19 protein-coding genes are annotated in these 23,470 nt (G+C 73.2%); 13 read left to right on the top strand and 6 right to left on the bottom strand.

Annotated features, from left to right (window positions below; all coding sequences use genetic code 11):
• Positions 1-7: 7 nt before the first annotated feature.
• Positions 8-625 (bottom strand): TetR/AcrR family transcriptional regulator, encoded by a 618-nt coding sequence (locus tag ACFVX9_RS36655; RefSeq protein WP_063345898.1) that lies wholly within the window; start codon positions 623-625, stop codon positions 8-10.
• Between the two features lie 494 nt (positions 626-1,119).
• On the opposite strand from ACFVX9_RS36655, the gene ACFVX9_RS36650 reads away from it, so the two are divergent.
• The 4 genes from ACFVX9_RS36650 to ACFVX9_RS36635 all read left to right on the top strand — a co-directional run bounded on the left by ACFVX9_RS36650 (position 1,120) and on the right by ACFVX9_RS36635 (position 5,571).
• On the top strand, positions 1,120-1,401 hold the full coding sequence (locus ACFVX9_RS36650) for a hypothetical protein (protein ID WP_387986208.1): 282 nt from the start codon (positions 1,120-1,122) through the stop codon (positions 1,399-1,401).
• A gap of 90 nt (positions 1,402-1,491) precedes the next feature.
• Entirely contained in the window at positions 1,492-1,854 is a 363-nt protein-coding gene (locus ACFVX9_RS36645; protein WP_063345900.1) for a metalloregulator ArsR/SmtB family transcription factor, read from the top strand.
• 167 nt (positions 1,855-2,021) lie between these two features.
• Positions 2,022-3,383, top strand: coding sequence for an MFS transporter (locus ACFVX9_RS36640; RefSeq protein ID WP_380487389.1), 1,362 nt, complete (start codon positions 2,022-2,024; stop codon positions 3,381-3,383).
• A gap of 136 nt (positions 3,384-3,519) precedes the next feature.
• Positions 3,520-5,571, top strand: a complete 2,052-nt coding sequence (locus tag ACFVX9_RS36635; protein WP_387986203.1) for a heavy metal translocating P-type ATPase — start codon at positions 3,520-3,522, stop codon at positions 5,569-5,571.
• Here ACFVX9_RS36635 and ACFVX9_RS36630 read toward each other — a convergent pair.
• The 3 genes from ACFVX9_RS36630 to ACFVX9_RS36620 form a co-directional block, all read right to left on the bottom strand.
• Positions 5,538-6,740, bottom strand: a complete 1,203-nt coding sequence (locus ACFVX9_RS36630) for an MFS transporter (protein ID WP_380378798.1) — start codon at positions 6,738-6,740, stop codon at positions 5,538-5,540. The genes ACFVX9_RS36635 and ACFVX9_RS36630 overlap by 34 nt on opposite strands.
• A 122-nt stretch (positions 6,741-6,862) precedes the next feature.
• The gene (locus tag ACFVX9_RS36625; RefSeq protein ID WP_380487382.1) at positions 6,863-7,777 is read right to left on the bottom strand and encodes an AraC family transcriptional regulator; all 915 of its coding nucleotides are present in this window, start codon (positions 7,775-7,777) and stop codon (positions 6,863-6,865) included.
• Entirely contained in the window at positions 7,774-8,562 is a 789-nt protein-coding gene (locus ACFVX9_RS36620; protein WP_063345905.1) for a phytanoyl-CoA dioxygenase family protein, read from the bottom strand. The genes ACFVX9_RS36625 and ACFVX9_RS36620 overlap by 4 nt, the downstream gene beginning before the upstream one ends.
• A 272-nt stretch (positions 8,563-8,834) precedes the next feature.
• On the opposite strand from ACFVX9_RS36620, the gene ACFVX9_RS36615 reads away from it, so the two are divergent.
• Positions 8,835-10,394, top strand: coding sequence for a purple acid phosphatase family protein (locus tag ACFVX9_RS36615; RefSeq protein WP_387986198.1), 1,560 nt, complete (start codon positions 8,835-8,837; stop codon positions 10,392-10,394).
• A gap of 101 nt (positions 10,395-10,495) precedes the next feature.
• On the opposite strand, the gene ACFVX9_RS36610 is transcribed toward ACFVX9_RS36615, so the two are convergent.
• Entirely contained in the window at positions 10,496-12,553 is a 2,058-nt protein-coding gene (locus tag ACFVX9_RS36610; protein ID WP_387986195.1) for a glycogen debranching N-terminal domain-containing protein, read from the bottom strand.
• A 166-nt stretch (positions 12,554-12,719) separates the two neighbouring features.
• Between ACFVX9_RS36610 and ACFVX9_RS36605 the strand changes: the two genes are divergently transcribed.
• The 6 genes from ACFVX9_RS36605 to ACFVX9_RS36580 all read left to right on the top strand — a co-directional run bounded on the left by ACFVX9_RS36605 (position 12,720) and on the right by ACFVX9_RS36580 (position 20,299).
• Positions 12,720-13,754, top strand: coding sequence for a LacI family DNA-binding transcriptional regulator (locus ACFVX9_RS36605; RefSeq protein WP_063345908.1), 1,035 nt, complete (start codon positions 12,720-12,722; stop codon positions 13,752-13,754).
• Between the two features lie 63 nt (positions 13,755-13,817).
• On the top strand, positions 13,818-15,071 hold the full coding sequence (locus tag ACFVX9_RS36600) for an extracellular solute-binding protein (RefSeq protein ID WP_363375814.1): 1,254 nt from the start codon (positions 13,818-13,820) through the stop codon (positions 15,069-15,071).
• Positions 15,061-16,137: a carbohydrate ABC transporter permease gene (locus tag ACFVX9_RS36595; protein WP_387986190.1), complete on the top strand. Its 1,077-nt coding sequence runs from the start codon at positions 15,061-15,063 to the stop codon at positions 16,135-16,137. Before ACFVX9_RS36600 ends, ACFVX9_RS36595 begins: the two co-directional genes overlap by 11 nt.
• Positions 16,124-17,020: a carbohydrate ABC transporter permease gene (locus ACFVX9_RS36590; protein WP_380378810.1), complete on the top strand. Its 897-nt coding sequence runs from the start codon at positions 16,124-16,126 to the stop codon at positions 17,018-17,020. Before ACFVX9_RS36595 ends, ACFVX9_RS36590 begins: the two co-directional genes overlap by 14 nt.
• A 70-nt stretch (positions 17,021-17,090) precedes the next feature.
• On the top strand, positions 17,091-18,884 hold the full coding sequence (locus ACFVX9_RS36585) for a glycoside hydrolase family 15 protein (RefSeq protein ID WP_387986185.1): 1,794 nt from the start codon (positions 17,091-17,093) through the stop codon (positions 18,882-18,884).
• Between the two features lie 176 nt (positions 18,885-19,060).
• Entirely contained in the window at positions 19,061-20,299 is a 1,239-nt protein-coding gene (locus tag ACFVX9_RS36580) for a hypothetical protein (RefSeq protein ID WP_387986183.1), read from the top strand.
• A 130-nt stretch (positions 20,300-20,429) separates the two neighbouring features.
• Here ACFVX9_RS36580 and ACFVX9_RS36575 read toward each other — a convergent pair whose 3' ends face one another.
• On the bottom strand, positions 20,430-21,185 hold the full coding sequence (locus ACFVX9_RS36575) for a class I SAM-dependent methyltransferase (protein WP_380381042.1): 756 nt from the start codon (positions 21,183-21,185) through the stop codon (positions 20,430-20,432).
• Positions 21,186-21,389: 204 nt separating this feature from the next.
• Between ACFVX9_RS36575 and ACFVX9_RS36570 the strand changes: the two genes are divergently transcribed.
• On the top strand, positions 21,390-22,928 hold the full coding sequence (locus ACFVX9_RS36570) for an MFS transporter (protein ID WP_380494281.1): 1,539 nt from the start codon (positions 21,390-21,392) through the stop codon (positions 22,926-22,928).
• Positions 22,929-23,009: 81 nt separating this feature from the next.
• On the top strand, positions 23,010-23,399 hold the full coding sequence (locus ACFVX9_RS36565; protein WP_380381038.1) for an SCO5389 family protein: 390 nt from the start codon (positions 23,010-23,012) through the stop codon (positions 23,397-23,399).
• Positions 23,400-23,470 lie beyond the last annotated feature (71 nt).

The raw sequence follows: 23,470 nt of genomic DNA, 5'->3' as shown, positions 1-23,470 counted from the left end.
CCGCCCCTCACGGGCGGACGATCGGCAGCAGCACCTCGTCGACGATCTCCGCCGGGTCGAGCTGCTCCGGCGCGCCGCCGCACATCTTGATCCGGTACAGCATCAGCGCCGGGACGACGTCGGTGACCAGCGGGGTGACGGACCCGGGGCGGACCTCGCCCCGGGTGGCACCACGGCCGAGCACCTCGGCGATCAGCGCGGCGGTGGGCTCCACCACCCGCTCCAGCACGATCGCCAGGAAGGTGTGGGCCCGCTGCTGGTCCAGCTCGCCCATGATGGCCCGCACGGCGGCCCCGGGCTCGCTCAGCATCGCCGCGCGCAGCCTGGTCACCACCTCCAGCAGGTCTCCGCGCAGGCCGCCGGTGTCGGGCGGCGGGCCGACCGGGGGCAGGCAGGCGCGCAGCGCGTCCTTGACCAGTTCCTCCTTGGAGGGCCAGCGCCGGTAGAGCGCGGCCTTGCCGGTCTGCGCGGCGGCGGCGACGCCCTCCATGGTGAGCCGGGCGTAGCCGTCGGCGGTGAGCTGCTGGAGGGCGGCCTCGAAGATGGCGTTCTCCAGCGCCTCGCCGCGCCTACGGAGCGGGGCGCCCGTCGCCGGTCCGCGCGCGACTGCGGGTTCAGCGGGCATGGCTGCGCACCTTCTTCGGCTCCACCTCTCGACACGACCGTTCACCGGCTGTCCGTAATGAACGGGTGTGTTCCCTATATCCAGGGTCACTGTCGATGTTAGTGAACGAACCCGTCACGTCCCAATCGTTCGCCCCCCGGCCGTCGCGGGCCGCGCCGGCGCCGTCGGACCGGCCTGCCATGGCTCCCCTTCCCTCCTCGCCCGTACGACGCGGCCGCCCGCCCGCCGGACGCGCCGCCCGCCGGAGCGCGATCGCGTCCGGGCCGCAGGCCGTCGATGCGCGGGGCCGCCGTCAGGACACCGTCAGTGACGGCGCCCGCACAGTCAAGGGGGCGTCAGGATCACCCGCCCCCCGAGGGTCCGCGGCCTAGGCTCGGACTCGTCCCCGCCCGGCTGACGCGGGCCCAGCGCCCCGTCACCGACCTCCGGAGCACCCTTAGCCACCACCGATCGATCCGCCGTGTCGGACGATACGCAACGAAGGTGAGGTCCCCGTGGCCGTTCTCGGCGCCTTCCACCGCCGCCAGCCCCTCCCCGCCAGCTGGCAGGCATCCGCGCCGGCGCGCGGCTCGATGGCCGCGGCCCTGTCCGCGATCGTGCGCAGGCTCGCCGACAGCCCCCTGGACAACTCCGTGCTCCAGGCCGTGGGCGCCCCGACCGCCTCCAACGGCACCGGCGCCGCCCGCCGCACGGTGCGGATGCGGGCCAGCCGGCGGGCCGTCACCACCCCCGACGGCACCCGCCGGCTCGAAGCCCGCTGGGGCCCCGGCCGCTGAACCGGGCCCGCCCCGGCGGCCCCGACAGCGCGGGGCCATCACGTGCGCACGCGTGCACGCATCGGGCGCACGCCGACCTACGATGAGCACATGAGCACAAGCACCGACCTGGCAGCTGCACACGGCTCGCAGGAGCAGGGGCAGGACAGCGGCGAGCGACTGGACGTCGCCGCGTCCGTCCTCGCCCTGCTCGCGGACCGCACCCGGCTTGCGCTGCTGCACCGGCTCGGCGCAGGCGAGGCCGACGTCACCTCCCTCATCGAGGCGTGCGGGGCCCCGCGCACCTCCGTCAGCCAGCACCTCGCGAAGCTCCGCCTCGCGGGCCTGGTCACCACACGCAGGGACGGGCGCCGCGTCGTCTACTCGCTGCGCCACGGGCACCTTCGGCGCCTGGTCGACGAGGCGCTGAACGTCGCCGACCACCAGATCGGCTCCCTGCCGCCGCACGACTGACCCACCGCACGACAGACCCAGCTCGCCCCGACCCGCCCCGACCCGACCAGCCCCCGCAGACCGGAACGGCAGCGAGGGTCGCGCCATCGCAACCAACACGTGCACACGTATGCACGTGTTGGATACGATGGTGCCGCCGCACCACGCCGCCGACCGGGACGGGGCCGATGCTGTCCACACTGCGCAACCGCACCTACCGCCACCTGTTCGCAGCCCAGGTCATCGCCCTGGTGGGCACGGGCCTGGCCACCGTGGCACTGAGCCTGCTCGCCTACGACATCGCCGGCGCCGACGCCTCGGCCGTCCTCGGCACCGCGCTGGCCGTCAAGATGGTCGCCTACGTGGCCGTCGCACCGGCGGTCGGCGCCCTCGCCGACCGCATTCCGCGCCGAACGCTGCTGGTGGCGATGGACCTCACCCGCGCCGCCGTCGCGCTCGCCCTGCCGTTCGTCAGCCAGGCCTGGCAGATCTACGTCCTGATCTTCCTGCTCCAGGCCGCCTCGGCCGCCTTCACACCGGCCTTCCAGGCCACCATCCCCGAGGTGCTGCCGGCCGAACGGGACTACACCCAGGCGCTGTCGATGTCCCGCCTCGCCTACGACCTGGAGTCCCTGTTCAGTCCCGCGCTCGCCGCGGGCCTGCTCGCGCTGGTCCCGTACACCTGGCTGTTCACCGGCACCACCGCGGGCTTCCTCGCCTCCGCCACCCTGGTCGTCTCCGTCGTCCTGCCCAAGCCCGCCCCCGTCGAGCGGACCGGCGGCGCCTACGCCAAGGCCGCTTTCGGCGCCCGCCTGTTCTGGGCCACCCCCCGCCTGCGGGCCCTGCTCGCGCTCGACCTCGCGGTCGCCGCCGCCGGGGCGATCGTCTTCGTCGACACCGTCGTCGCGGTCCGCGAGCACTTCCACCGCCCGGCCGGCGCGGTCTCGCTCGCCCTGGGCGCCTACGGAGCCGGCTCCATGCTGACCGCCCTGCTCCTGCCCCGGCTCCTGCGGCGACTCTCCGACCGCGCCGTCATGCTCCCGGCCGCCTTCGCGCTCCCCGCCGTCCTGGCCGCCGTCGCCGCCGTCACCGCCGCGGCCCCGGGCGGCTGGTCCTGGGGCGCGCTGCTGGCGTCCTGGGCCGCGATCGGCGCCGCCTGTTCCGCCGTCCTCACGCCGGGCGGGCGCCTGATCCGCCGCTCCGCCGCCGACGCGGACCTGCCGGCCGCCTTCGCCGCTCAGTTCTCCCTCTCGCACAGCTGCTGGCTGCTCACCTACCCCCTCGCCGGCTGGCTCGCCGCCGGCGCCGGTCTCCCGACGACCGCCGTCGTCCTCGGCGCCATCGCCCTGCTCGCCGCCACCGCCGCCACCTCGATCTGGCCCGCCCGCGACCCCGCCAGGCTCGACCACGTCCACGCCGACCTGCCCCCGGGCCACCCCCACCTCACCGACGCCCACCCGGCCGCGGACGGCTGGCTCCACGGCCACGACTACGTCATCGACCAGTACCACCGCCACTGGCCACAAGGCCTCACCGCGCGGGCCAACTAGCCAGGGCTACCGGGCGGGGCGACAACTCCATCACCCGGGAGGGTCAATCCAGCGGGAATAAATGAAGAGCTGTTCATGTATTCCTGTATGGTCGACGCGTCGCCCCGTCGTGTCCGCGTGGAGGAACACCACAGCCATGTCCGCAACCCTCACCGAGCGCCCAGCCGCCGCAGCCCCGCGCGGCGGCGCCGCTCCCAAGCGCCGTACGCGCGTCTTCGCGCTGGCCGAGGCCCGCTGGGCCGCCGCCGCGACCGTCGCCTTCCTGACCGCCCTGCCGCTCCAGCTGGCCGGCGCCCCGGCCTGGGCCTGGGGGCCGCTGTACGCGATCGCCTACGCCACCGGCGGCTGGGAGCCCGGGTGGGCCGGGCTTCAGGCGCTGCGCGAGAAGACCCTCGACGTCGACCTGCTGATGATCGTCGCCGCGATCGGCGCGGCCTCGATCGGGCAGGTGATGGACGGCGCGCTGCTGATCGTCATCTTCGCCACCTCGGGCGCGCTGGAGGCGCTGGCCACCGCCCGCACCCAGGACTCGGTGCGCGGCCTGCTCGACCTCGCCCCCACCACCGCCACCCGCCTGCTGGACGACGGCGGCGAGGAGACCGTCGCCACCGAGGACCTGGTGGTCGGCGACACCATCCTGATCCGCCCCGGCGAGCGCGTCGGCGCCGACGGCCGCGTCCTGGACGGCGCGAGCGAGATCGACCAGGCCACCATCACCGGCGAGCCGCTGCCGGCCCCCAAGCAGCAGGGCGACGAGGTCTTCGCCGGCACCCTGAACGGCACCGGCGCCCTGCGGGTGAAGGTCGAGCGCGACGCCTCCGACTCGGTGATCGCCCGGATCGTCGCCATGGTCGAGGAGGCCTCGGAGACCAAGGCCCCCACCCAGCTGTTCATCGAGAGGGTCGAGCAGCGCTACTCCCTGGGCATGGTCTTCGCGACCCTCGCCGTCTTCCTCGTCCCGCTGGCCTTCGGCGCCGCCGTGACCGGCTCGCTGCTGCGGGCGATGACCTTCATGATCGTCGCCTCGCCCTGCGCCGTGGTGCTGGCCACCATGCCGCCGCTGCTGTCCGCGATCGCCAACGCCGGCCGCCACGGCGTCCTGGTGAAGTCCGCCGTCGTGATGGAGCGGCTCGGGCAGGTCGACGCGGTCGCGCTGGACAAGACCGGCACCCTCACCGAGGGCACCCCCCGGATCACCGACCTGCTCCCCCTCCCCGGCAGCGGCCTGGACGAGGACGAACTGCTGACCCTGGCGGCCGCCGCCGAGCACCCCAGCGAGCACCCGCTGGCCCGCGCGGTGGTCGACGCCGCCCGCCGGCGCGGCCTCGACCTGCCGGTCGCCGAGGGCTTCGCCTCCACCCCCGGCATCGGGGTGACCGCCACCGTCTGCGGTGCCGTCATCGCGGTCGGCGCCCCCGCCCGGCTCCTCGCCGGCGCCGCCGACGCGCCCTCCGCCGAGGCAGAGGCGGAGACGGAGGCCACCGCCGTCGCCGAGGAGCTGGAGCGCGACGGGCGCACCGCCGTCCTGGTCCAGCGCGACGGCGCCCCGGTCGGCGTGCTCGGCATCGCCGACCGCCTGCGCCCCGACGCCGCCGCCACCGTCACCGCCCTGGCGGCCCTGACCGGCGCCGCCCCGGTGCTGGTGACCGGCGACAACCCGCGCGCCGCCGCCCGCCTCGCCGCCGAGGTCGGCATCACCGACGTCCGCGCGGGGCTGCTCCCCCAGGACAAGGTCGCCGCCGTCCAGGAGCAGGAGCGGGCCGGGCGCAAGGTGCTGGTGATCGGCGACGGCGTCAACGACGCCCCCGCCCTCGCCGCCGCCCACACCGGCATCGCGATGGGCCGGGCGGGCTCCGACCTGGCGCTGGAGACCGCCGACGCGGTCGTCGTCCGCGACGAACTCGCGACCGTCCCCACGGTGATCGCGCTGTCCCGGGCGGCCCGGCGGCTGGTCGTCCAGAACCTGGTGATCGCCTCGGTGTTCATCTCCGGCCTGGTCGTGTGGGACCTGGTCGCCACCCTGCCCCTGCCGCTCGGCGTCCTCGGCCACGAGGGCTCGACCGTCATCGTCGGCCTCAACGGCCTGCGGCTGCTGCGCGAGAGCGCGTGGAAGCGCGCGGGCGCCACCGGGCCGCAGCCGGCTCAGAAGCCGGTTCAGGAGCCGGCGCGGGCCCGGCGCAGCAGGTAGGCGCCGGAGGCGGCGGCGAGCAGCGCCATGCAGGCGGTGAAGACCAGGCCGGCGTGGGCCAGGCCGATCGGCGCGGTGAGCAGGCCGATGCCGATCACCGGGATCGAGATGCCGAAGTAGGCGATCACGAAGAGCGCCGACAGGGCGCCGCCGCGGTGCTCGGCGGGCGCGGCGGCGGCGATCTCGCCGACCGCTCCGCGCAGGCCCATGCCCTGGCCGGCGCCGCCCACCAGGGCGCTGAGCACGAGCAGTGGCAGGGCCGTCCAGGCGAGGGAACCGGCCATCAGGGCCAGCCCGGCGATGAGCACCAGGCAGCCGATCGGGATCGCCCGGGCGGTGCCCAGCCGGGGCACCAGGAGCTGGCCGAGGATGGAGGCGAAGAAGGCCGTGCACACGATCAGGCCGACGACGGCCGGGCTGTGGACGTCCAGCCGCTGGGCGAGGAAGGCCGGGCTGACGGAGGTGAAGACGCCCAGCAGGGAGAAGCCCGCGAACGCGGCGAGGCCGGCCGGGACGAACACCCCGCGGACCTCCGGCGGCAGGGACGGCCGGCGCGGCCGGGCGGTGCGCAGCGGGCGGGCGCCGGTGACGGTCTCCGGCAGGAGCCAGGTGACGGTGAAGGAGGCGGCGAGCAGCACCAGGTGCACGGCGAACGGCAGGGTCAGGGGGTGGGGTGTGTACTCGGCGAGCAGTCCCGACAGCACCGGTCCGCAGCCCAGGCCGCCGATGTTGGCGGCGGTCGCGACGAAGCCCGCGCGGGCCTGGTGTCCGGGTGGGGCGAGCTCCAGGACGTACGCGGTGGCGGTGCCGGTGAACAGGCCCGCGGACAGGCCGGACAGCAGTCGGCCCAGGGCCAGCAGCGGGAGGCCGCCTTCGGCCAGGAAGGCGAGGGCGCTGCACGCCGCGAGCGCCAGTCCGCAGAGCAGGACGGGCCGGCGTCCGACGGAGTCGGAGACGTTGCCGACGAGCAGCAGGACGCCGATGACGCCGAAGGCGTAGATGGCGAAGACGACCGTCACCATCAGTTCGGAGAAGCCGATCTGCTCCTGGTACAGCCCGTACAGCGGGGTGGGCAGGGTGGTGCCCGCCATGCAGACGGCGAAGCCGGCGGCCGCCCCGAGGTAGCCCGCCCGGCCCATGAAGGACCGCGCAGTCTGATGATCGGTCATTCGCCCACAGTAGGGCGGCCGTCGCCGTCGCAGCCACGGCTCGCGGGGCCGAATAGGCCGATCCGCCCAAGAACCGACGCCCGGCCCCGGCCACACCCACCCCCGGCGTGGTCGGCCATCGGCTACCGGATCGCGCCGCGGTCCGCGGACAGGCCGTGGGTGGTGCCGCCCCCGGCCCGCACCTGCGTCGGGAGCGCTCCCCAGTAGCGCCGGAACGCGGTGCTGAAGTGCCGGGTGTCCGCATAGCCGCAGGAGCGGGCGACGGCCGCGACGGACAGCGGGCGCAGCGCGGGATCGGCCAGGCGCTGCGCGGCGACGTCCAGCCGTCGGCGGGTCAGGTAGGCGATGATCGTGCACCCCGTCTCCTGCTGGAAGAGCCGTGCTGCGTGGCGCTCGCTCAGGTGGACCTGGGTGGCGACGTCCCGTACCCGTACCGGGCGGTCGAAGTTGTCGTCGAGGTAGCGGGTCATCCGCGCGGCGGCGGGCAGGTCGGCGACGACGCGGGCGCAGGTGAGGACCAGCGCGGGGCCGAGGGCGGCCAGCAGGTCGGGGCTGGCCGGCCCCGGAGCCGCAGCCTCTTCGGCGAGTGTCGCCAACAGCCGGGGAAGCGGGGTTCCGGCGGCCGGGACGACCCGGCGCGGGCCGGCCGCGAGGGCGTCGAGCAGGGCGGCGGTCTCCGGGGAGCCGGGCCCGGCGGCCTCGCGCGGACCGCGTTCGGGGACCATCGTCCAGGACCAGAAGACGATGCCGAGCGGGTCCCGGGCGTCGGTGGTGATCTCGTGGACCTCGCCGGGGCGGGCCAGGAACAGCTCGCCGGCTCCGACCGGGTGCTCCAGCGCGCCGATCCGGAACGTCCCGCGCCCGGCGTAGGCGTAGCAGAACTCGAAGTAGGAGTGGCTGTGCCAGTAGTTGCGCCATGGCTCGGGCGGGTAGAACCCCCAGTCCACGAACTCGACCCGTCGTCCGGCGAGGGTGGTGCCCAGCCGCACGGAGTTGAGCAGGGGCAGGGCGGCGCCCGCCCGGGCCAGTTCGGTCATCTCGGCTCGCCCGCCCCGTCCGTCCTGCGCGCGGTGGGGTCGACGCCCCGCAGCATCATGCCCTGACCGAGGGACCAGGTGTGATCGTCCGTGGTGGGCCGGTCCGCAGGGTCCCGGAACTGTACCAGCCAGGTGGTGCGGGCCTGGTCGGAGGTGTTCAGCCCCGAACCGTGCACGGTGAGGTAGCCGAAGAACAGGACGTCGCCGGCCTCCGCCGGGCACGGCCGGGCGTCCTGGAGCCGCCAGGTGTCGGGCGGCAGGTGCCAGCTGCCGTCCTCGACGTGCGGCAGCGGGCCCTGCTGGTGGCTGCCGGGGACGGCCCTGATGCAGCCCTTCTCCTCCGGGGCGTCGTCGAAGTGGAAGACCGCGGCCGCGACGGTGTGCCGGGCGTGCGGGAAGAACGGGTGGTCCTGGTGCAGGGGGAAGGGGGAGCCGGTCTCCGGAGGCTTGATGAACATCTTCGTGTGGTGCAACTGGAGGTTGGGCCCGCCGAGCAGTGCGGCCGCGACGTCCGTGAACCTGGGGTCGACCAGCAGCCGGGCGAAGGCCGCCGAGTGGAACTGCGCGTCGTGGGCGTGCTTGAGGGCCGTGCGCCCGGCGGACGCACCCGCGACGGTGCGCGCGCTGGCCCAGGTCGGGTCGGCGTCGGAGTCGAGGCGGGCGGCCAGGGCGTGGCACTCCTCCCGCATCGCCGCCGCCTCCTGTCGGCTGATCAGGTTCTTGACTAGGAGGAAGCCGTTCTCGTGGTAGGCGGCGAGGTCGTCGGGGCTGAGGGGTTCGTTCATGGCCTCGACCGTAGGCGTGGGGACCGGGCCGGGCCGAGGGGCGATACGGACGGCCCGGTGGGTAATCCGGACATCGGCCCGCGCGTTCAAGTCCCTCCCGCCGGGCTGCGGCCGAGCAGGCGGGGGTGCTCCCGAGGCCGGGAGCGCCCCGCCTCGATGTCCGGGCACCGTCGCCTCGATGTCCTGGCACCCCCAACTGGCGTGCGGTGCGGCCGAATCCGTGCGCGTCCGCCCTCTTGTCAAAGGTTAGTGATGTTTCCTAACTTAATGTCATGTCCGAGACCTCACGGCACTCCCGGCGCGACCTCCTGCGAGTGAGCGCGGCGGGCGGTGCCGCCTTCGCCGCGGGCAGCCTCCTGCTGCCCGGCGCCGCCCAGGCCGCCCCCCGCCCGACCGCCCTCGACACCCCGACCCCCCCCTCGCCCCGCAGCGACCAGACCGCCGGGTCCGCGCTGCGCCGCTTCGGCCGGCACCTGGCCTTCGGGGCCGATCCCTCCCAACAGGTCGTCGTCTCCTGGCAGGTGCCGGGCGCGGTGACCGCCCCCTTCGTCCGGATCGGCCTCCAGCCCGGCGACTTCGGCTCCCCGATCGCCGCCGAGGTCCGCACCCTGGTCAGCAAGCTGTCCTGGCAGCACCCGGTCGAGGACCAGCCCCTGGTCAAGCCCACCACCGTCACCCAGTACTACCTGCACGCGCAGGTCGACCAGCTGATCCCGGACACCACGTACTACTACGTCGTCGGCCACCAGGGCTACGACCCCGCGGGGCAGCGCGCCCGGCTCGGCGACGTGGCGAGCTTCCGCACCGCGCCCGCCCCCGGCCGCGGCGCCGGGTTCACCTTCACGGCCTTCGGCGACCAGGGCATCGGGTACAACGCGGCCGCCACCGCCAACCTGATCGCCGGCCTCGACCCCGCCTTCCACCTCCACATGGGCGACCTCTCGTACGCCAACAGCGGCGGCAGCGGCAAGACCAGCGACCCCTACGACGCCCGTCTGTGGGACTCCTTCTTCGTGCAGAACGACCCCGTCGCCTCCCGGACCCCGTGGATGATGGCGATCGGCAACCACGAGATGGAGGCCTGGTACGGGGCCGACGGCTACGGGGGCGTCCGCGCCCGGTTCACGATGCCCGACAACGCCTGGGCGCAGTCCACCGGCATCTACTCCTGGCGCTGCCAGAACGTCGGCCTGATCAGCCTCGACGGCAACGACATCTGCTACAACACCGCGGCCAACCTGAACTACACCAAGGGCAAGCAGAAGAAGTGGCTGGAGAGCCGGCTCGCCGCGCTCCGCGCCGACACCACCATCGACTTCGTCGTCGTCTACCTGCACCAGTGCACGTACTCCACCTGCCACGACAACGGGGCCGAACTCGGCGCGCAGCAGGACTGGGCCCCGCTGTTCGACAAGTACCAGGTGGACCTGGTGCTCAGCGGCCACAACCACGTCTACGAGCGGACCGACCCCATCCGTTCCGGCAAGCCCACCCGCAAGGTCGCCTCCGGAGACACCGTCAATCCGCTGAAGGACGGCACGACGTACGTCGTCGCGGGCGGCGGTGGCGGCGGGGTCTACTCCTTCCCCGTCGCCGACACCTACCTCGGGCACGAGACGAAGAACGACTCCCCCGTCCCGATGGTGGTCGCCGATCCGAGCGGCCACAACCAGACCGTCAAGGTCACCTGGTCCAGGGTCCGTTACACCGGTTACTGCCTGGTGGCGGTCGACGTGACGCCCGCCGCCGCCGGCAAGCCGGCCCGCATGGCGGTGCGCTCGATCACCGAGGACGGCACCGCCGTGGACCAGTTCACCGTGCAGCGCGGCTGACCCGGCCCGGCGCCCGCGCCCGGACGGCCCGCGCCTACGCCCGGACGGCCCGCTCCCCGCCGGCCGGGCCGGGCGCGGCCGCCGGGCCGGCGGGGTGCGCGTCAGTGCTCCGTGGTGACGGTGAAGCCCTGCGGGGCGCGCAGGTCGACGGCCCCGGTGTGGTCGGTGGACACCTCGATCGGCAGGCCCGCCACCGTCAGGCCGGTGAACGTCAGCGACTCGTAGCCGGCGGGGAGTTGGGCCCGCACCCGGAGCCGCCGGTTGGGGGCGTCGGCCTCCAGGCCGAGCAGTGCCTGCACCACCTGGACGGAGGCGGCGGCGGCCCAGGCCTGCGGGCGGCAGGAGGCCGGGTAGGGGACGGGGCGGGCGAACTCGGCGCGCGGGTGGCCGCCGAAGAGTTCGGGTAGGCGGTGGTCGAAGGCCGCCGCCGCGCGGACCAGGCCGGCGGCCAGCGGCGCGGCGGCGTCGTGCAGCCCGGCACGGGAGAGGCCGTGGACGGCGATGGCACTGTCGTGCGGCCAGACCGAACCGGTGTGGTAGCCGAGCGGGTTGAAGCCGGCCGCGGCGGCGTCCAGGGTGCGCAGCCCGAAGCCGCTGTCCATGCCGGGGGCGGTGAGCCGGCCGGCGACCAGGGCGCTCTCCTGCGGGTCGAGCAGGCCGGTGCCGAGCAGGTGGCCCATGTTGGAGGCGACCGAGTCGACCTGGTGCTTGCCGCCGTCGAGGGCGACCACCGGGTACGGGCCGTGCGCGTCCTCGGTCCAGAACCGGTCGCGGAAGCGCAGCCGCAGCTCCTCCGCCCACTGCCGCCAGCGGTCGGCGCCGGGCCGGCCGAAGGCCTCCAGCAGGGCGGCCGAGGCGACGGCGGCCTCGTAGGCGTAGGCCTGGACCTCGCTGAGCGCGATGGGGGCTTCGGCGATCCGGCCGTCGCGGAAGCGGATGCTGTCGGAGGAGTCCTTCCAGCCCTGGTTGGAGAGCCCCTTGCCGGAGCTGTCGACGTACTCAAGGAAGCCGTCGCCGTCCGCGTCGGCGTGGTCGGCCAGCCAGGCGAGGGCGGCCTCGGCGTGCGGCAGCAGGTCCTCGACCTGGTCCTCGGGCATGCCCCAGCGCCAGGCGTCGTGCAGGAGGGTGAGCCACAGCGGGGTGGCGTCGGCCGTGCCGAAGTAGCAGGGCGGCAGGTGGGAGCCGTTGTCGAGGTGCTGCTCGTCGCGGCGGACCTCGTGGAGGATCTTGCCGGGCTGCTCCTCGGTGGCCGGGTCGAGGGCGCGGCCCTGGCGGCGGGCCAGGGTGCGCAGCGTGCCGGCGGCGAGTTCGGTGCCGAGCGGGAGCATCATCCGGGCCGCCCAGAGCGAGTCGCGGCCGAACAGGGTGAGGAACCAGGGGGCCCCGGCGCCGAGGAAGTGGTCGCCGGGCTCCAGCGGGTCGGTGAGCAGGAGGCCGCGCAGGTCGTGGTGGGAGCGGGTGATCCAGTGCGCGAGGTGGTGGTCGCGGCCGGTGATCGCGGGGGTGCGCCACGGGGCGGCGTCGGCGGCCGGGGCGGGGAAGAGGTCGCCGTCGCGGTGCTCGGCGGTGCACTCCAGGACGGCCTGCCAGCTCTGGCCGGGGGCGAGTTCGAGGTCGAAGCCCAGGGTGCCGGTGTCGGCGGCGAGGTGGTCGGGCGCCGGCTCGACGGTGAGGGCGGCGCTGAGCGGGCCCTCGCTCCAGCGCAGGCCGTTCGGGCCGGCGGTGGGCGTGCGGGTCTGGGTGGCGCGGCCGGCCTTGACGCTGTCCATCGCGGCGAAGTCGCTCTCCGCGCGTACGTCCAGGCGCAGGCGGGCGGTGAGGTCGCCCGCGTTGCGGACGGTGTAGCGCTCGACGAGGCGGCCGGGGTGCAGCTCCCGGCGGCGTTCCAGGGTGACGGCCGGGTCGGGGGTGAGTTCGGCGATGCCGCGCAGCACGGTGACGAAGGTGGTGCGTCCGTCCTCGCCGTGCGCGGTGGCGACGGGGGCGTTGGGGACCGCGGCGACGCCGGCCTCCAGGCGGGAGAGGATCCGGCGGTCCCCGTGGTAGAAGCCGTCCGCGCCTTCGCCGATCCGCCCGTCCGGGCGCGAGGCACAGAAGCTCGGGGCGGCCACGGAGAGCTGGGCGTCGTGCAGGAACGGCTGCAGGGCGATCGCTGACATGGTCTCTTCATCCTCGTTTTGGGGCTTGACAGTTGCTTCCACTCGGGCGCAACCTTTCTGCCATTGGAGCGTTCCAAGACATTAACCCCCCTGGTGGGGAAGATGGAACCCCGTATTGGAACGCTCCAAGATCTTGTCAATGAAGACAGAACCTAGGATCGCCGTCATGCATGCACACTCATCGCCCCGGCCCAGGACAGGGTCCGCCGCGACCCTGGAAATGGTCGCCGCCCGGGCCGGCGTGGGCCGTCAGACGGTGTCCAACGCGATCAACTCGCCCGAGCTGCTGCGCCCGCAGACGCTGGAACGGGTCCAGCGCGCGATCGACGAGCTCGGCTACCGCCCGCACCGGGCCGCGCAGGCGCTCAAGACCAGGGCCAGCCGGCTGATCGGCTACGGCATCCGCTCCAGCAGCACCGGCGTCCCGACCCCGGTCCTGGACCAGTTCCTGCACTCCCTCTCCGAGGCCGCCGACCAGGCCGGCTACCGGGTGGTGCTGTTCGCCGTCGCCCCCGGGGACGACGAACTCACCAGCTACCAGCAGCTCCTCGACGAGCACGGCGCGGACGGCTTCGTCCTCAGCAGCACCGACCGCGGCGACCGCCGCCAGGGCTGGCTGCACGAACGCGGCGTCCCGTACGTCGCCTTCGGCCGCACCTGGTCCGGCCGGGACGTCGGCGACTGGGTCGACGTCGACGGCTCCGCCGGGACTTCGGCCGCCGTCCGGCACCTGGCCGGGCTCGGCCACCGCAAGATCGGCTTCCTCGGCTGGCCGAAGGGCTCCGGCGTCGGCGACGACCGCGCCCGCGGCTGGCAGAGCGCGATGCGCGAACTGGGCCTGCCCACCCGGGGCCGCCGGGCCGAGAGCCCGGACGACCGGACGAGCGCCACCGAGGCCGCCGAACGGCTGCTCGCGACCGGCGCGACCGCGGTGGTGACCGCCAGCGACACCCTGGCGCTCGGCTGGTACCAGGCACTGCGCCGCGACGGCCGCACCCCCGGCCCGGACGCGGCCGTCATCGGCTTCGACGACTCGCCGATCGCCCCCCTGCTGTTCCCGTCGCTGTCCAGCCTCGCCCAACCGCTCGACGCGGTCGGCCGCGAGTGCATGCGGCTGCTGCTGGAACGCCTCGGCGACCACCAGCGGCCGACCGAACACGTGCTCCTGGAACCGGAGCTGGTCCTGCGCGAAAGCGTCTGACCGCCACTCCCCCCGAAACCATCTCCGCCCACTCCCCCACCCACCCTCGCAAGGAGATCCCGCATGGCCACCTCCCGCACCCTCGCCGCGGCAGCCGTCTGCGCGGCCGTCACCCTCGGCGCCGTCACCGGCTGCTCCTCCTCCGGCGGCTTCGGCGACTCACCGGCCAAGCAGTCCTCCGGCGGCAACCAGAGCCTGACGGTGCTGATCGCCACCTCCGGCGAGGCCGAGACGGCCGCGGTCAAGGCCGCCACGGCCGACTGGGCCAAGAAGACCGGCAACACCGTCACCGTGCAGATCGCCAGCGACATCAACCAGCAGCTCGGCCAGGCCTTCGCCGGCGGCAACCCGCCGGACCTCTTCTACGTCAACTCCGACCAGTTCGCGAACTACGCCAAGGGCGGCTCGCTGTACGCCTACGGCGACCAGATCCCGGACGCCGCCGACTTCTCCGAGCCGCTGCGCAAGGCCTTCAGCTACGACGGCAAGCTCACCTGCCTGCCCAAGGACACCTCCACCCTGGGCCTGGCGATCAACACCACGCTGTGGCAGCAGGCCGGCCTGACCGAGGCCGACTACCCGACCAGCTGGCAGCAGCTCTCCGACGACGCCGCCAAGCTCACCAAGGACGGCGTGACCGGCCTGGTGACCGCCCCCGACTACCAGCGGCTCGGCGCCCTGCTGAAAGAGGCCGGCGGCTGGATCACCAACCCCGAGCAGACCGCGATGACCGCCGACAACCCGGCCAACAAGCAGGCACTGGAGTACGTGCAGTCGATGATGAAGGCCGGCTCGGCCAAGTACGTCGCCGAGGTGGACGCCGGCTGGGGCGGCGAGGCGCTCGGCAAGGGCAAGGCCGCGATGACCATCGAGGGCAACTGGCTCAAGGGCGCAATGGCCAAGGACTACCCGAACGTCCAGTACAAGGTGCTCCCGCTGCCCGCCGGCCCGGCCGGCCCCGGCACCCTCGCCTTCAGCAACTGCTGGGGCATCGCCGCCAAGAGCCAGCACCAGGCGGCCGGGGTCGACCTGGTCAAGCACCTCGCCTCCGCCGACCAGCAGCTGGAGTTCGCCCAGGCCTTCGGCGTGATGCCCTCGCGCACCAGCGCGCTGAGCGCCTACGCCCAGAAGTACCCCGAGTCCAAGGCCTGGGTCGACGGCGTCGCCAACGCCCAGGCGCCGGTCACCATCGCCGGGTTCACCAAGGTGCTCACCCAGTTCAACACCGACCTCCAGTCGCTGAAGACGGGCGACCCGGCGGCCATCCTGGCCACCCTCCAGCGCAACGGCGAGCAGGCCATCAAGAATGCCAAGTAACAGCTCCACCGGCACGATACGCCGGCGCGGCCTGCGCGAGGGAGCATGGGGCTGGCTGTTCGCCGGCCCCATGGTCCTGGTCCTCGGCCTCTTCATGGTCCTGCCGATCGGGATGGCCCTGTGGGTCAGCCTGCTGCACTGGGACGGCCAGTCCAACCCGTTCAGCGGCAGCGCGGACTTCATCGGCCTGGACAACTACCGCCGGCTGTTCGCCGAGGACGGCCTGGACCGCACGCTGTTCGCCACCTCGATGCGCAACACGCTGTACTACGTCCTGCTGACGGTGCCGCTGCAGACGGTCCTGGCACTGCTGCTCGCCGTCCTCGTCAACCAGCGGATGCTGCGCGGCCGGGGCGCCCTGCGCACGGTGTTCTACTTCCCGTCCGTCACCAGCTCGATCGCGATCTCGACGGTCTTCCTGTTCCTCTTCCAGGGCAGCGGCGCCGTCAACCGGATGCTGGGCTGGCTCGGGGTCAAGGGGCCCAACTGGTTCGCCGACCCGCGCGGGGTGATCTGGCTGGTGCTCGGCTGGTTCGGCCTGGACCAGCCCGCCCCGGGCACCGGCGGCCCGCTCGGGCTGTCCTGGTCGGAGTGGTTCGCCGGGCCCTCGGTCGCGATGTGCACGCTGATCCTGATGGCGGTGTGGACCACCTCCGGCACCTTCATGCTGATCTTCCTCGCCGCCCTCCAGGACATCCCGCGCGAACTGGAGGAGGCCGCCGCGCTCGACGGCGTCAACCGCCGCCAGCTGCTGCGCCACGTCACCCTGCCCGCGCTGCGGCCCGTCCTGTTCCTGGTGCTGACCCTCGGCCTGATCTCCACCTGGCAGGTCTTCGACCAGGTGTACGTGATGGGCAAGGGCGCGCCCGGCAACACCACCCTCACTCCCGCCTACCTGTCCTACTCGGCCGGCTTCGACAACGCCGACTTCGGGCAGGGCGCCGCCATCGCGTTCGTCCTGCTCGGCCTGATCCTGCTGCTCACCGCCGTCCAGCGGTGGGTCCTGCGGGAACGGGACGGCAAGCCCCGCCGCAGCCCGAAGGGAGCCCGCCGTGCCGCACGCTGACCGCAAGCCCGCCGTGGACAAGCCGATCCTCGGCCGCTTCCCCCGGCCGCTGCGGCTCCTCGGGTACGCCGTCCTGCTCGGCTTCGCGCTGCTCTACCTGCTGCCGTTCCTGCTCCAGCTGGTGAACAGCTTCAAGACCGACCCGGACGCGGCCGCCCACCCGATGTCGGTGCTGCCCGACGGCGGCACCCTGGCCTCCTACCGGCGGCTGTTCGGCCTGGCGGAGGGCGTCGAGAACATCCCGTTCCTGCGCTGGCTGGGCAACAGCGTGGTGGTGACCGTCCTGGTGACGGCCGGCCGGGTGCTGTTCGACTCGATGGCGGGCTACGCGCTGGCCCGGATCAGGTTCCCGGGCCGCCGGCTGCTGTTCGCCTTCGTGCTGGCCGTGATGGCGGTGCCGGGCGTGGTGCTGCTGATCCCGAAGTTCCTGGTGCTGAAGAGCTTCGGCATGTTCGACAGCTACAGCGGCATGATCCTGCCGCTGCTGGTCGACGCCGCCGGGATCTTCATCATGAAGCAGTTCTTCGAGTCGGTGCCGCGCGAGATCGAGGAGGCGGCGCGGATCGACGGCGCCGGGACGTTCCGGATCTTCTGGTCCGTCGTCCTGCCGATGTCCCGGCCCTCGCTGATCACGCTCACCGTGCTCTCCTTCCAGGGCTCCTGGAACGAGTTCACGCACTTCCTGGTCTCCACCCAGTCCAGCGAGCACGACACCCTCACCACCGGTCTGGCGCACTTCGTCTCCGGCGGCCTCGGCTCCGGGACGCAGTACCCGCTCAAGCTGGCGGCGGCGCTGGTCTCCACCCTCCCGGTGGCGATCCTGTTCTTCTGCTTCCAGCGCCACTTCGTGCGCGGCGCCAACTCGGGCTCGCTCAAGGAGTGAGCCCGGCCCGGCCCGGCCTGTACACCCCCCCTCTGCCGAACCTTCCTGTGAACCCTTCTTGGAGAACCACGTGCCCGCCCGCATCGAGGACTACGCGCTGATCGGCGACATGCAGACCGCCGCCCTGGTCGGCAGGGACGGCGCCGTCGACTGGCTGTGCCTGCCCCGCTTCGACTCCCCGGCCGTCTTCGCCGGCCTGCTGGGCACGGACGAGCACGGCTTCTGGCGGATCGCCCCCGGTGACGCCCCGCCCGCCCACCGGCGGCGCTACCGGGGCGACTCGCTGATCCTGGAACAGGAGTGGGACACCGCCGGGGGCACCGTCCGGGTCGTCGACTTCATGCCGCCGCGCGGCACGGCGGCCCCGCAACTGATCCGGATCGTCGAGGGCGTGGCCGGCACCGTCCGGATGCGCTCGGCCCTGCGGATGCGCTTCTCGTACGGGCGCATCGTGCCCTGGGTGCACAAGGTCACGGACGGCACGGGGACTCGCACCGTCGCCGTGGCCGGGCCCGACTCGGTGTGGCTGGACGGCGAGTCCGAGACCTACGGCCGCGACCTGACCACCTACGCCGACTTCACCGTCACCGCCGGCGAGCGGATCGCCTTCGCACTGACCTGGCAGGCCTCCCACCTCGGCGCGCCCGACCGGCCGGACGCCGAACAGGCGCTCGCCGCCACCGAGGAGTTCTGGCGCGACTGGGCCACCCAGTGCACCTACCAGGGCCCCTACCGCGAGGCCGTGATCCGCTCCCTGATCACCCTCAAGGGCCTCACCTACGCCCCCACCGGCGGCATCGTCGCCGCCCCCACCACCTCGCTGCCCGAGGACATCGGCGGCGTCCGCAACTGGGACTACCGCTACACCTGGCTGCGCGACGCCACCATCACGCTCTCCTCGCTGCTGCGCACCGGCTACCGCGACGAGGCCAAGGCCTGGCGCGAGTGGCTGCTGCGCGCCGTCGCCGGCGACCCGGAGAACCTCCAGATCATGTACGGCATCGCCGGCGAGCGCGAGCTCACCGAGTCCTCGCTGGACTGGCTGCCCGGCTACGAGGGCTCCCGCCCCGTCCGGGTCGGCAACGGCGCCGCCGGGCAGCTCCAACTCGACGTCTACGGCGAGGTCGTCGAGGCCCTGCACCTCGCCCAGCACACCGGCCTGGCCCGCAACGACCACGCCCACCTGCTGCAACTGCGGCTGATCTCCTGGCTGGAGGAGCACTGGCAGGAGCCGGACGAGGGCATCTGGGAGGTCCGCGGCCCGCGCCGGCACTTCGTCCACTCCAAGGTGATGGCCTGGGTCGCCGTCGACCGGACGGTCCAACTGCTGGAGCAGACCGACTGCGAGGGGCCGCTGGAGCGCTGGCGCGCCCTGCGCGACACCATCCACGAGGACGTCTGCACCCACGGCTACGACCCGGACCGCAACACCTTCACCCAGTCCTACGGCTCGCGGGAACTCGACGCCTCGCTGCTGCTCATCCCCCAGGTCGGCTTCCTGCCGCCGGACGACAAGCGCGTCATCGGCACCGTCGAGGCGATCCAGCGCGAGCTGTCCACCGAGGACGGCTTCGTGCTGCGCTACCCCACGAGCGGCGGGGTGGACGGCCTGCCGGGCGACGAAGGCGCCTTCCTGGCCTGCTCGTTCTGGCTGGCCGACGCCCTGGCGATGATCGGCCGGACGGACGAGGCGCACCAGCTGTTCGACAAGCTGCTGTCCATCCGCAACGACCTCGGGCTCCTGGCGGAGGAGTGGGACCCGCGGCTCAAGCGCCAGGTCGGCAACTTCCCGCAGGCCTTCAGCCACGTCCCGCTGATCGACACCGCACTGCGCCTCGGCCGGGGCTGCGCCGGTCCGAAATAATCGGCCACCCCCTTGTTGATGATGTGATCAAATGTGTAAGCACTGTGGCGCTTGACGCCACCGGGGAGGGACCGGTCTGACCATGTGGTCAGACCCCGTTACACAGGAGACGTACCATCAACACCGCCATTCGCCGGGCCGCGCGCGGAACCGTTCCCGTCGCCGTCACCGCATCCGTGCTCGGCGCCGGCCTGGCCGCCTGCGGCACCGTCGAGCAGCTGTCCGCCGCGCAGAAGGTGTCCAAGGCCTTCACCAAGGTCGGCGAGGGCAAGGCCGCCGGCCTCACGTTCTCCGTGGACGCCACTCCCGAGCAGATCATCGCCTTCGGTGCGGCCACCGGCGACAAGGTCGACCCGAAGAGCGCCGACGCCGTGTCCGGGCTGAACTTCTCCGTCGCGGTGTCCGCCGACAAGCCGCTGAAGGACCTCGACACCTTCAAGAACGCGCAAAGCAACGGCGCCGACAAGGACCTGACGCTCGACAAGTCGGTGCGCCTGTCCTACGTGCTCTCCGACCGGAAGGGCACCGCGCTGCTGGAGTACCGCCAGGTCGACGCCAAGGCGTTCCTGCGCGCCGACGCCAAGGGCCTGGTGAAGCTGGTCGGCGAGGACCCGTCGCAGGTCGACGCCATCAGCAGCGACCTGCCCGCCGAACTGAAGCCGGTCAAGGACGTGCTGGCCGGCAAGTGGGTCTCCTTCGACCTGCAGAAGCTCGCCGACGACACCAAGAAGTTCGACGGCGCCAAGGCCACCCCGAGCACCCCGAGCGGACAGCCCTCGCTGGACCCGGAGTCCGCCAAGCAGCTGACCAACTCCCTCAAGGACGTGCTGTCCCGCACCGTCACCTTCGAGGACAAGGGCAAGAAGGACGGCGCCGAGCACATCTGGATGAGCGCCCCGGGGCGCCAGCTGGCCGACGAACTGCTGAAGGCCGTCAAGCCGCTGGCCGCCAAGTTCCCCCAGCAGTTCGGGAAGCTCCCCACCTCCGTCCCGAGCACCGTGCGCGAGGACAAGGTCGGCGCCGACCTCTACCTGAAGGACGGCAAGCTCTCCGCCGCCACCTTCGACCTCGCCCAGCTGGAGGCGAAGGCCGCACCGGGCGTCAACTTCCCGGTGAAGCTCGCCTTCAACCAGAACGCCCCGACCGTCGAGGCCCCCGCCGACGCCGTCACGCTGACCAGCGACGACATCCAGAGCGCCATGCTCACCCTCCTCACCTCCGGCGCCACCAGCGGAGGCAAGGGCGGCACCGCCCCGGGCACCCCGGGCACCCCGGCGCTCACCCCCGGCAAGCCGCTGACCCCCGCCCAGGCCGAGGAGCTGAAGGCCCTCGGCCTGCCCCTGGCGCAGCAGGAGATGTTCAGCAAGCTCGGCATGGGCTACGAGGACATGAAGAGCCTCGCCCAGGAGGGCTGATCCCCGGCTCTCCCCCACGGCGCCCGGCCGGCCGCGACAGCGGCGGGCCGGGCGCCGCTGTTCGACGTCACAGCCGGTGTCCCGACCGCCCGGATCACCGGCGCGCGAGTCGGTGTCCCGGCCGCCCGGATCACCGGCGCGCGAGATGGACGGTGAGGTCGGCCGCGATCTCGACCGTCTCGGGCAGCACCCGCGCGATCGCCTCGAAGGCCCGCCGCCGCCTCGGCGGCGGCAGTTGGAGGTACGCCGAGACGGTCGACAGGTGACCGAGGTAGTACGGGGCGCTCACCAGCAGGCGCCGCCGGATGACGGACTGCCGGACGTCACGGAACAGCCGGGACCGTTCCAGCTCCGTACCCGGCCACTGCAGTTCCTCCTCGGGAGCGGTCCCGTCCGGGGACGGGACGTCGTCGCTCTCCAGGAACGGCGCCCGGGCCGCCCGCACGGCCTCCTCGACGGCCGGGTCGGCCAGCTGGAACGGCCCGCCGAGGTTGGCGAACACTCCCTCCGGCTCCAGCAGTTCGGCCACCCGTGACCACCGGCCCTCCGGGCGCGTCCAGTGCAGGGCCGCCGCCGCGTAGACCAGGTCGTACGTCCCGCCCGGCCGCAGGTCCTCGAACGCGGCCCGGACGGTCCGCACGTTCGGGGGCGCCGTCCTGCGCAGTTCGGCGAGCATGGCCGCGTCGGGCTCCGTCGCCGTGACGTCGACCCCGCGCCCGGCGAACAGCCGGGTCGCCTTGCCGGTGCCCGCACCGATCTCCAGTGCGGTCCGCACCGGCCGGCCCGCGTACGCCGCCACCGTGTCGAAGAGTTCGTCGGGGTACCCCGGCCGGAAACGTTCGTAGGCTTCGGCGATCGCGCCGAAGCTCAGTGCACGAGCAGACATGCCGAGCATCCTGACACGACCGCGGCGGGCCGTGCCCCGGGTTTTCCGCCGCCGCACCGCGCCCGGAGGAGTGGTGTGGGTCCGGAATCAGCCGGTTGTCGGTAATGAACGATTGTGTTCCCTATACCTCGGGGATACTGCCGGTGTCAGTGGACGGACCCGCCCCTCACCGTCGTTCGCTCCCGAGCCATTGGGGGACCTGCCATGGTCACCTCGCGCGCCCTGGCCCCGGCGCCGCCCGCACCCGCACGACGCGGCCAGCACCCGGGGACAGCCCTCACCGTCATCGCGGCCACCCAGCTCATGGTGGTCCTCGACGTCACGATCGTGAACATCGCCCTGCCGCACATCCAGCAGGCGCTGAGGTTCAACACCACCGACCTGTCCTGGGTCGTCAACGCCTACACCCTCACCTTCGGCGGGCTCCTGCTGCTGGGCGGGCGGATGGGCGACATCCTCGGGCGCCGGCGCGTGTTCGTCGCCGGGGTCCTGATCTTCAGCCTCGCCTCACTGCTCGGCGGCGTCGCGCAGTCCTCCGGCTGGCTGCTGGCCGCGCGCGCACTCCAGGGCCTGGGCGCGGCGATCGCCTCGCCGACCGCGCTCGCCCTGATCGCGACCAACTTCCCGGAGGGCCCGGCCCGCAACCGCGCCTTCGGCGTGTACTCGGCCGTCGCGGGGGCGGGCGGCGCCGTCGGCCTGCTCGCCGGCGGGATACTGACCTCCTGGCTTTCCTGGCGGTGGGTGCTGTTCGTCAACGTGCCGATCGGCATCGCGATCGCGCTGCTGGCGCCGCTCTACATCAACGAGTCCGAGCGGCACCCCGGACGCTTCGACCTGACCGGCGCGTTCGCCGCCACGGCGGGCATGGTCTCGCTGGTCTTCGGCTTCATCCGGGCCTCCGACCACGGCTGGACCGACCCCGTGACGCTCACCTCGTTCAGCCTCGCCGCGCTGCTGCTGGCGGCCTTCCTGTTCCACGAACGGCGGGCGCCGCAGCCGATCACCCCGCTGCACCTGTTCCGCGACCGCAACCGCTCCGGCGCCTACGGGCTGCTGCTCTGCGTGGCCGCGACCATGTTCAGCATCTTCTTCTTCATGACCCTGTTCGTTCAGGACGTCCTCGGGTTCAGCCCGCTGCGGGCCGGCCTCGCCTTCCTGCCGATCAGCGCCGCGAGCGTCGTCGCCGCCCAGTTCGCCGCCCGCAACCAGCTGCGGTACGGGCGCAGGCCGTTCCTGGTGGTGGGCTCGCTGCTGGTGGCGGGCGGGGCGTTCTGGTCCACCCGGCTCGACGCCCACAGCGGCTACCTGACCGGGGTCCTCGGCCCGACCCTGCTGTTCGGCCTCGGGATGGGCTCGATCTTCGTCCCGGCCACGCTGACGGTGGTCTCCCGGGTCGCCCCGCACGAGACCGGCGCGGCCACCGGCATGCTCAACACCACCCAGCAGGTGGGCGGCTCGCTGGGGCTGTCGATCCTGGTCACGGTCTACGGCGCGGCCGGCCGCAGTGAGGCCGGCCGGCAGGTCGGCGCGTTCCTGCGGCAGGCCACCCCGCAGCAGGCGGCCCGGTTCCGGGCCACCGGAAAGCTGCCGGCGCCGTACTCCTCCGAGGTGCTGGCGCACGGCATCTCCAGGGCGTTCGACATGGGCCTGGCCTTCGCCGTGCTCGCGGCGCTGATCGCCCTGTTCGTCATCAGGGCCGACCGGGAGGCGCCGCCCGTCAGCCCTTCGGGGGACGGCACTTGACAGGGCGTCCGGACATCGCCGACAGTCCATCTTGCAATGGTTTTCATCTTCGATAACCAGACTCCGCGAAAGAGGACACCCATGTCGCTCGACGTCTCCCCCGCCCTCCTCGCCCAGGCCGAGCACGGCCGGGTCAACCAGGCCGACTTCCTCGACACCGTGCGCGCCTCCCTCCCCTACGCCTACCAGGTCGTCGCCGGGCTCAGCACCGAACTCGGCGCCACCGAGGACGAGTTCACCACCGACAACACCACGCCCACCGACGAGGAGCGCGCCCAGCTGCTGCGCGCGCTCGCCAGCAACGCCATCCGCGGCAGCCTGGAGGACCACTTCGGCGTCAAGCTCGCCTTCGTCAACTGCCACCGCGTCGGCGCCTTCCGCCCCGGCACCGAGGACGGCGACGCCTACCGCGAGTTCACCTCGCTGCACAACCAGATCCGCAACCAGAGCCCGGAGCTGCGCAGCTGCTGACCCACCCGGACGCGGGGGGGGGGGCCACCCCGGGGGGGGGGGGGGGGAGAGGACCGCCCCCGCGGTGGGTT

Source organism: Kitasatospora sp. NPDC058243, from assembly GCF_042882025.1.
In the GTDB taxonomy this organism is placed as follows: Bacteria; Actinomycetota; Actinomycetes; order Streptomycetales; family Streptomycetaceae; genus Kitasatospora.
This window is presented reverse-complemented; position numbering and strand designations above follow the sequence as displayed.

What these genes read in the sequence shown, in the direction of transcription:
- ACFVX9_RS36615 (WP_387986198.1), top strand. Translation starts at nt 8,835, where the DNA reads ATGTCCGAGACCTCACGGCACTCCCGGCGCGACCTCCTGCGAGTGAGC.
- ACFVX9_RS36655 (WP_063345898.1), bottom strand. Translation starts at nt 625, where the DNA reads ATGCCCGCTGAACCCGCAGTCGCGCGCGGACCGGCGACGGGCGCCCCG.
- ACFVX9_RS36635 (WP_387986203.1), top strand. Translation starts at nt 3,520, where the DNA reads ATGTCCGCAACCCTCACCGAGCGCCCAGCCGCCGCAGCCCCGCGCGGC.
- ACFVX9_RS36595 (WP_387986190.1), top strand. Translation starts at nt 15,061, where the DNA reads ATGCCAAGTAACAGCTCCACCGGCACGATACGCCGGCGCGGCCTGCGC.
- ACFVX9_RS36605 (WP_063345908.1), top strand. Translation starts at nt 12,720, where the DNA reads ATGCATGCACACTCATCGCCCCGGCCCAGGACAGGGTCCGCCGCGACC.
- ACFVX9_RS36645 (WP_063345900.1), top strand. Translation starts at nt 1,492, where the DNA reads ATGAGCACAAGCACCGACCTGGCAGCTGCACACGGCTCGCAGGAGCAG.
- ACFVX9_RS36575 (WP_380381042.1), bottom strand. Translation starts at nt 21,185, where the DNA reads ATGTCTGCTCGTGCACTGAGCTTCGGCGCGATCGCCGAAGCCTACGAA.
- ACFVX9_RS36640 (WP_380487389.1), top strand. Translation starts at nt 2,022, where the DNA reads ATGCTGTCCACACTGCGCAACCGCACCTACCGCCACCTGTTCGCAGCC.
- ACFVX9_RS36610 (WP_387986195.1), bottom strand. Translation starts at nt 12,553, where the DNA reads ATGTCAGCGATCGCCCTGCAGCCGTTCCTGCACGACGCCCAGCTCTCC.
- ACFVX9_RS36620 (WP_063345905.1), bottom strand. Translation starts at nt 8,562, where the DNA reads ATGAACGAACCCCTCAGCCCCGACGACCTCGCCGCCTACCACGAGAAC.
- ACFVX9_RS36600 (WP_363375814.1), top strand. Translation starts at nt 13,818, where the DNA reads ATGGCCACCTCCCGCACCCTCGCCGCGGCAGCCGTCTGCGCGGCCGTC.
- ACFVX9_RS36565 (WP_380381038.1), top strand. Translation starts at nt 23,010, where the DNA reads ATGTCGCTCGACGTCTCCCCCGCCCTCCTCGCCCAGGCCGAGCACGGC.
- ACFVX9_RS36630 (WP_380378798.1), bottom strand. Translation starts at nt 6,740, where the DNA reads ATGACCGATCATCAGACTGCGCGGTCCTTCATGGGCCGGGCGGGCTAC.
- ACFVX9_RS36625 (WP_380487382.1), bottom strand. Translation starts at nt 7,777, where the DNA reads ATGACCGAACTGGCCCGGGCGGGCGCCGCCCTGCCCCTGCTCAACTCC.
- ACFVX9_RS36570 (WP_380494281.1), top strand. Translation starts at nt 21,390, where the DNA reads ATGGTCACCTCGCGCGCCCTGGCCCCGGCGCCGCCCGCACCCGCACGA.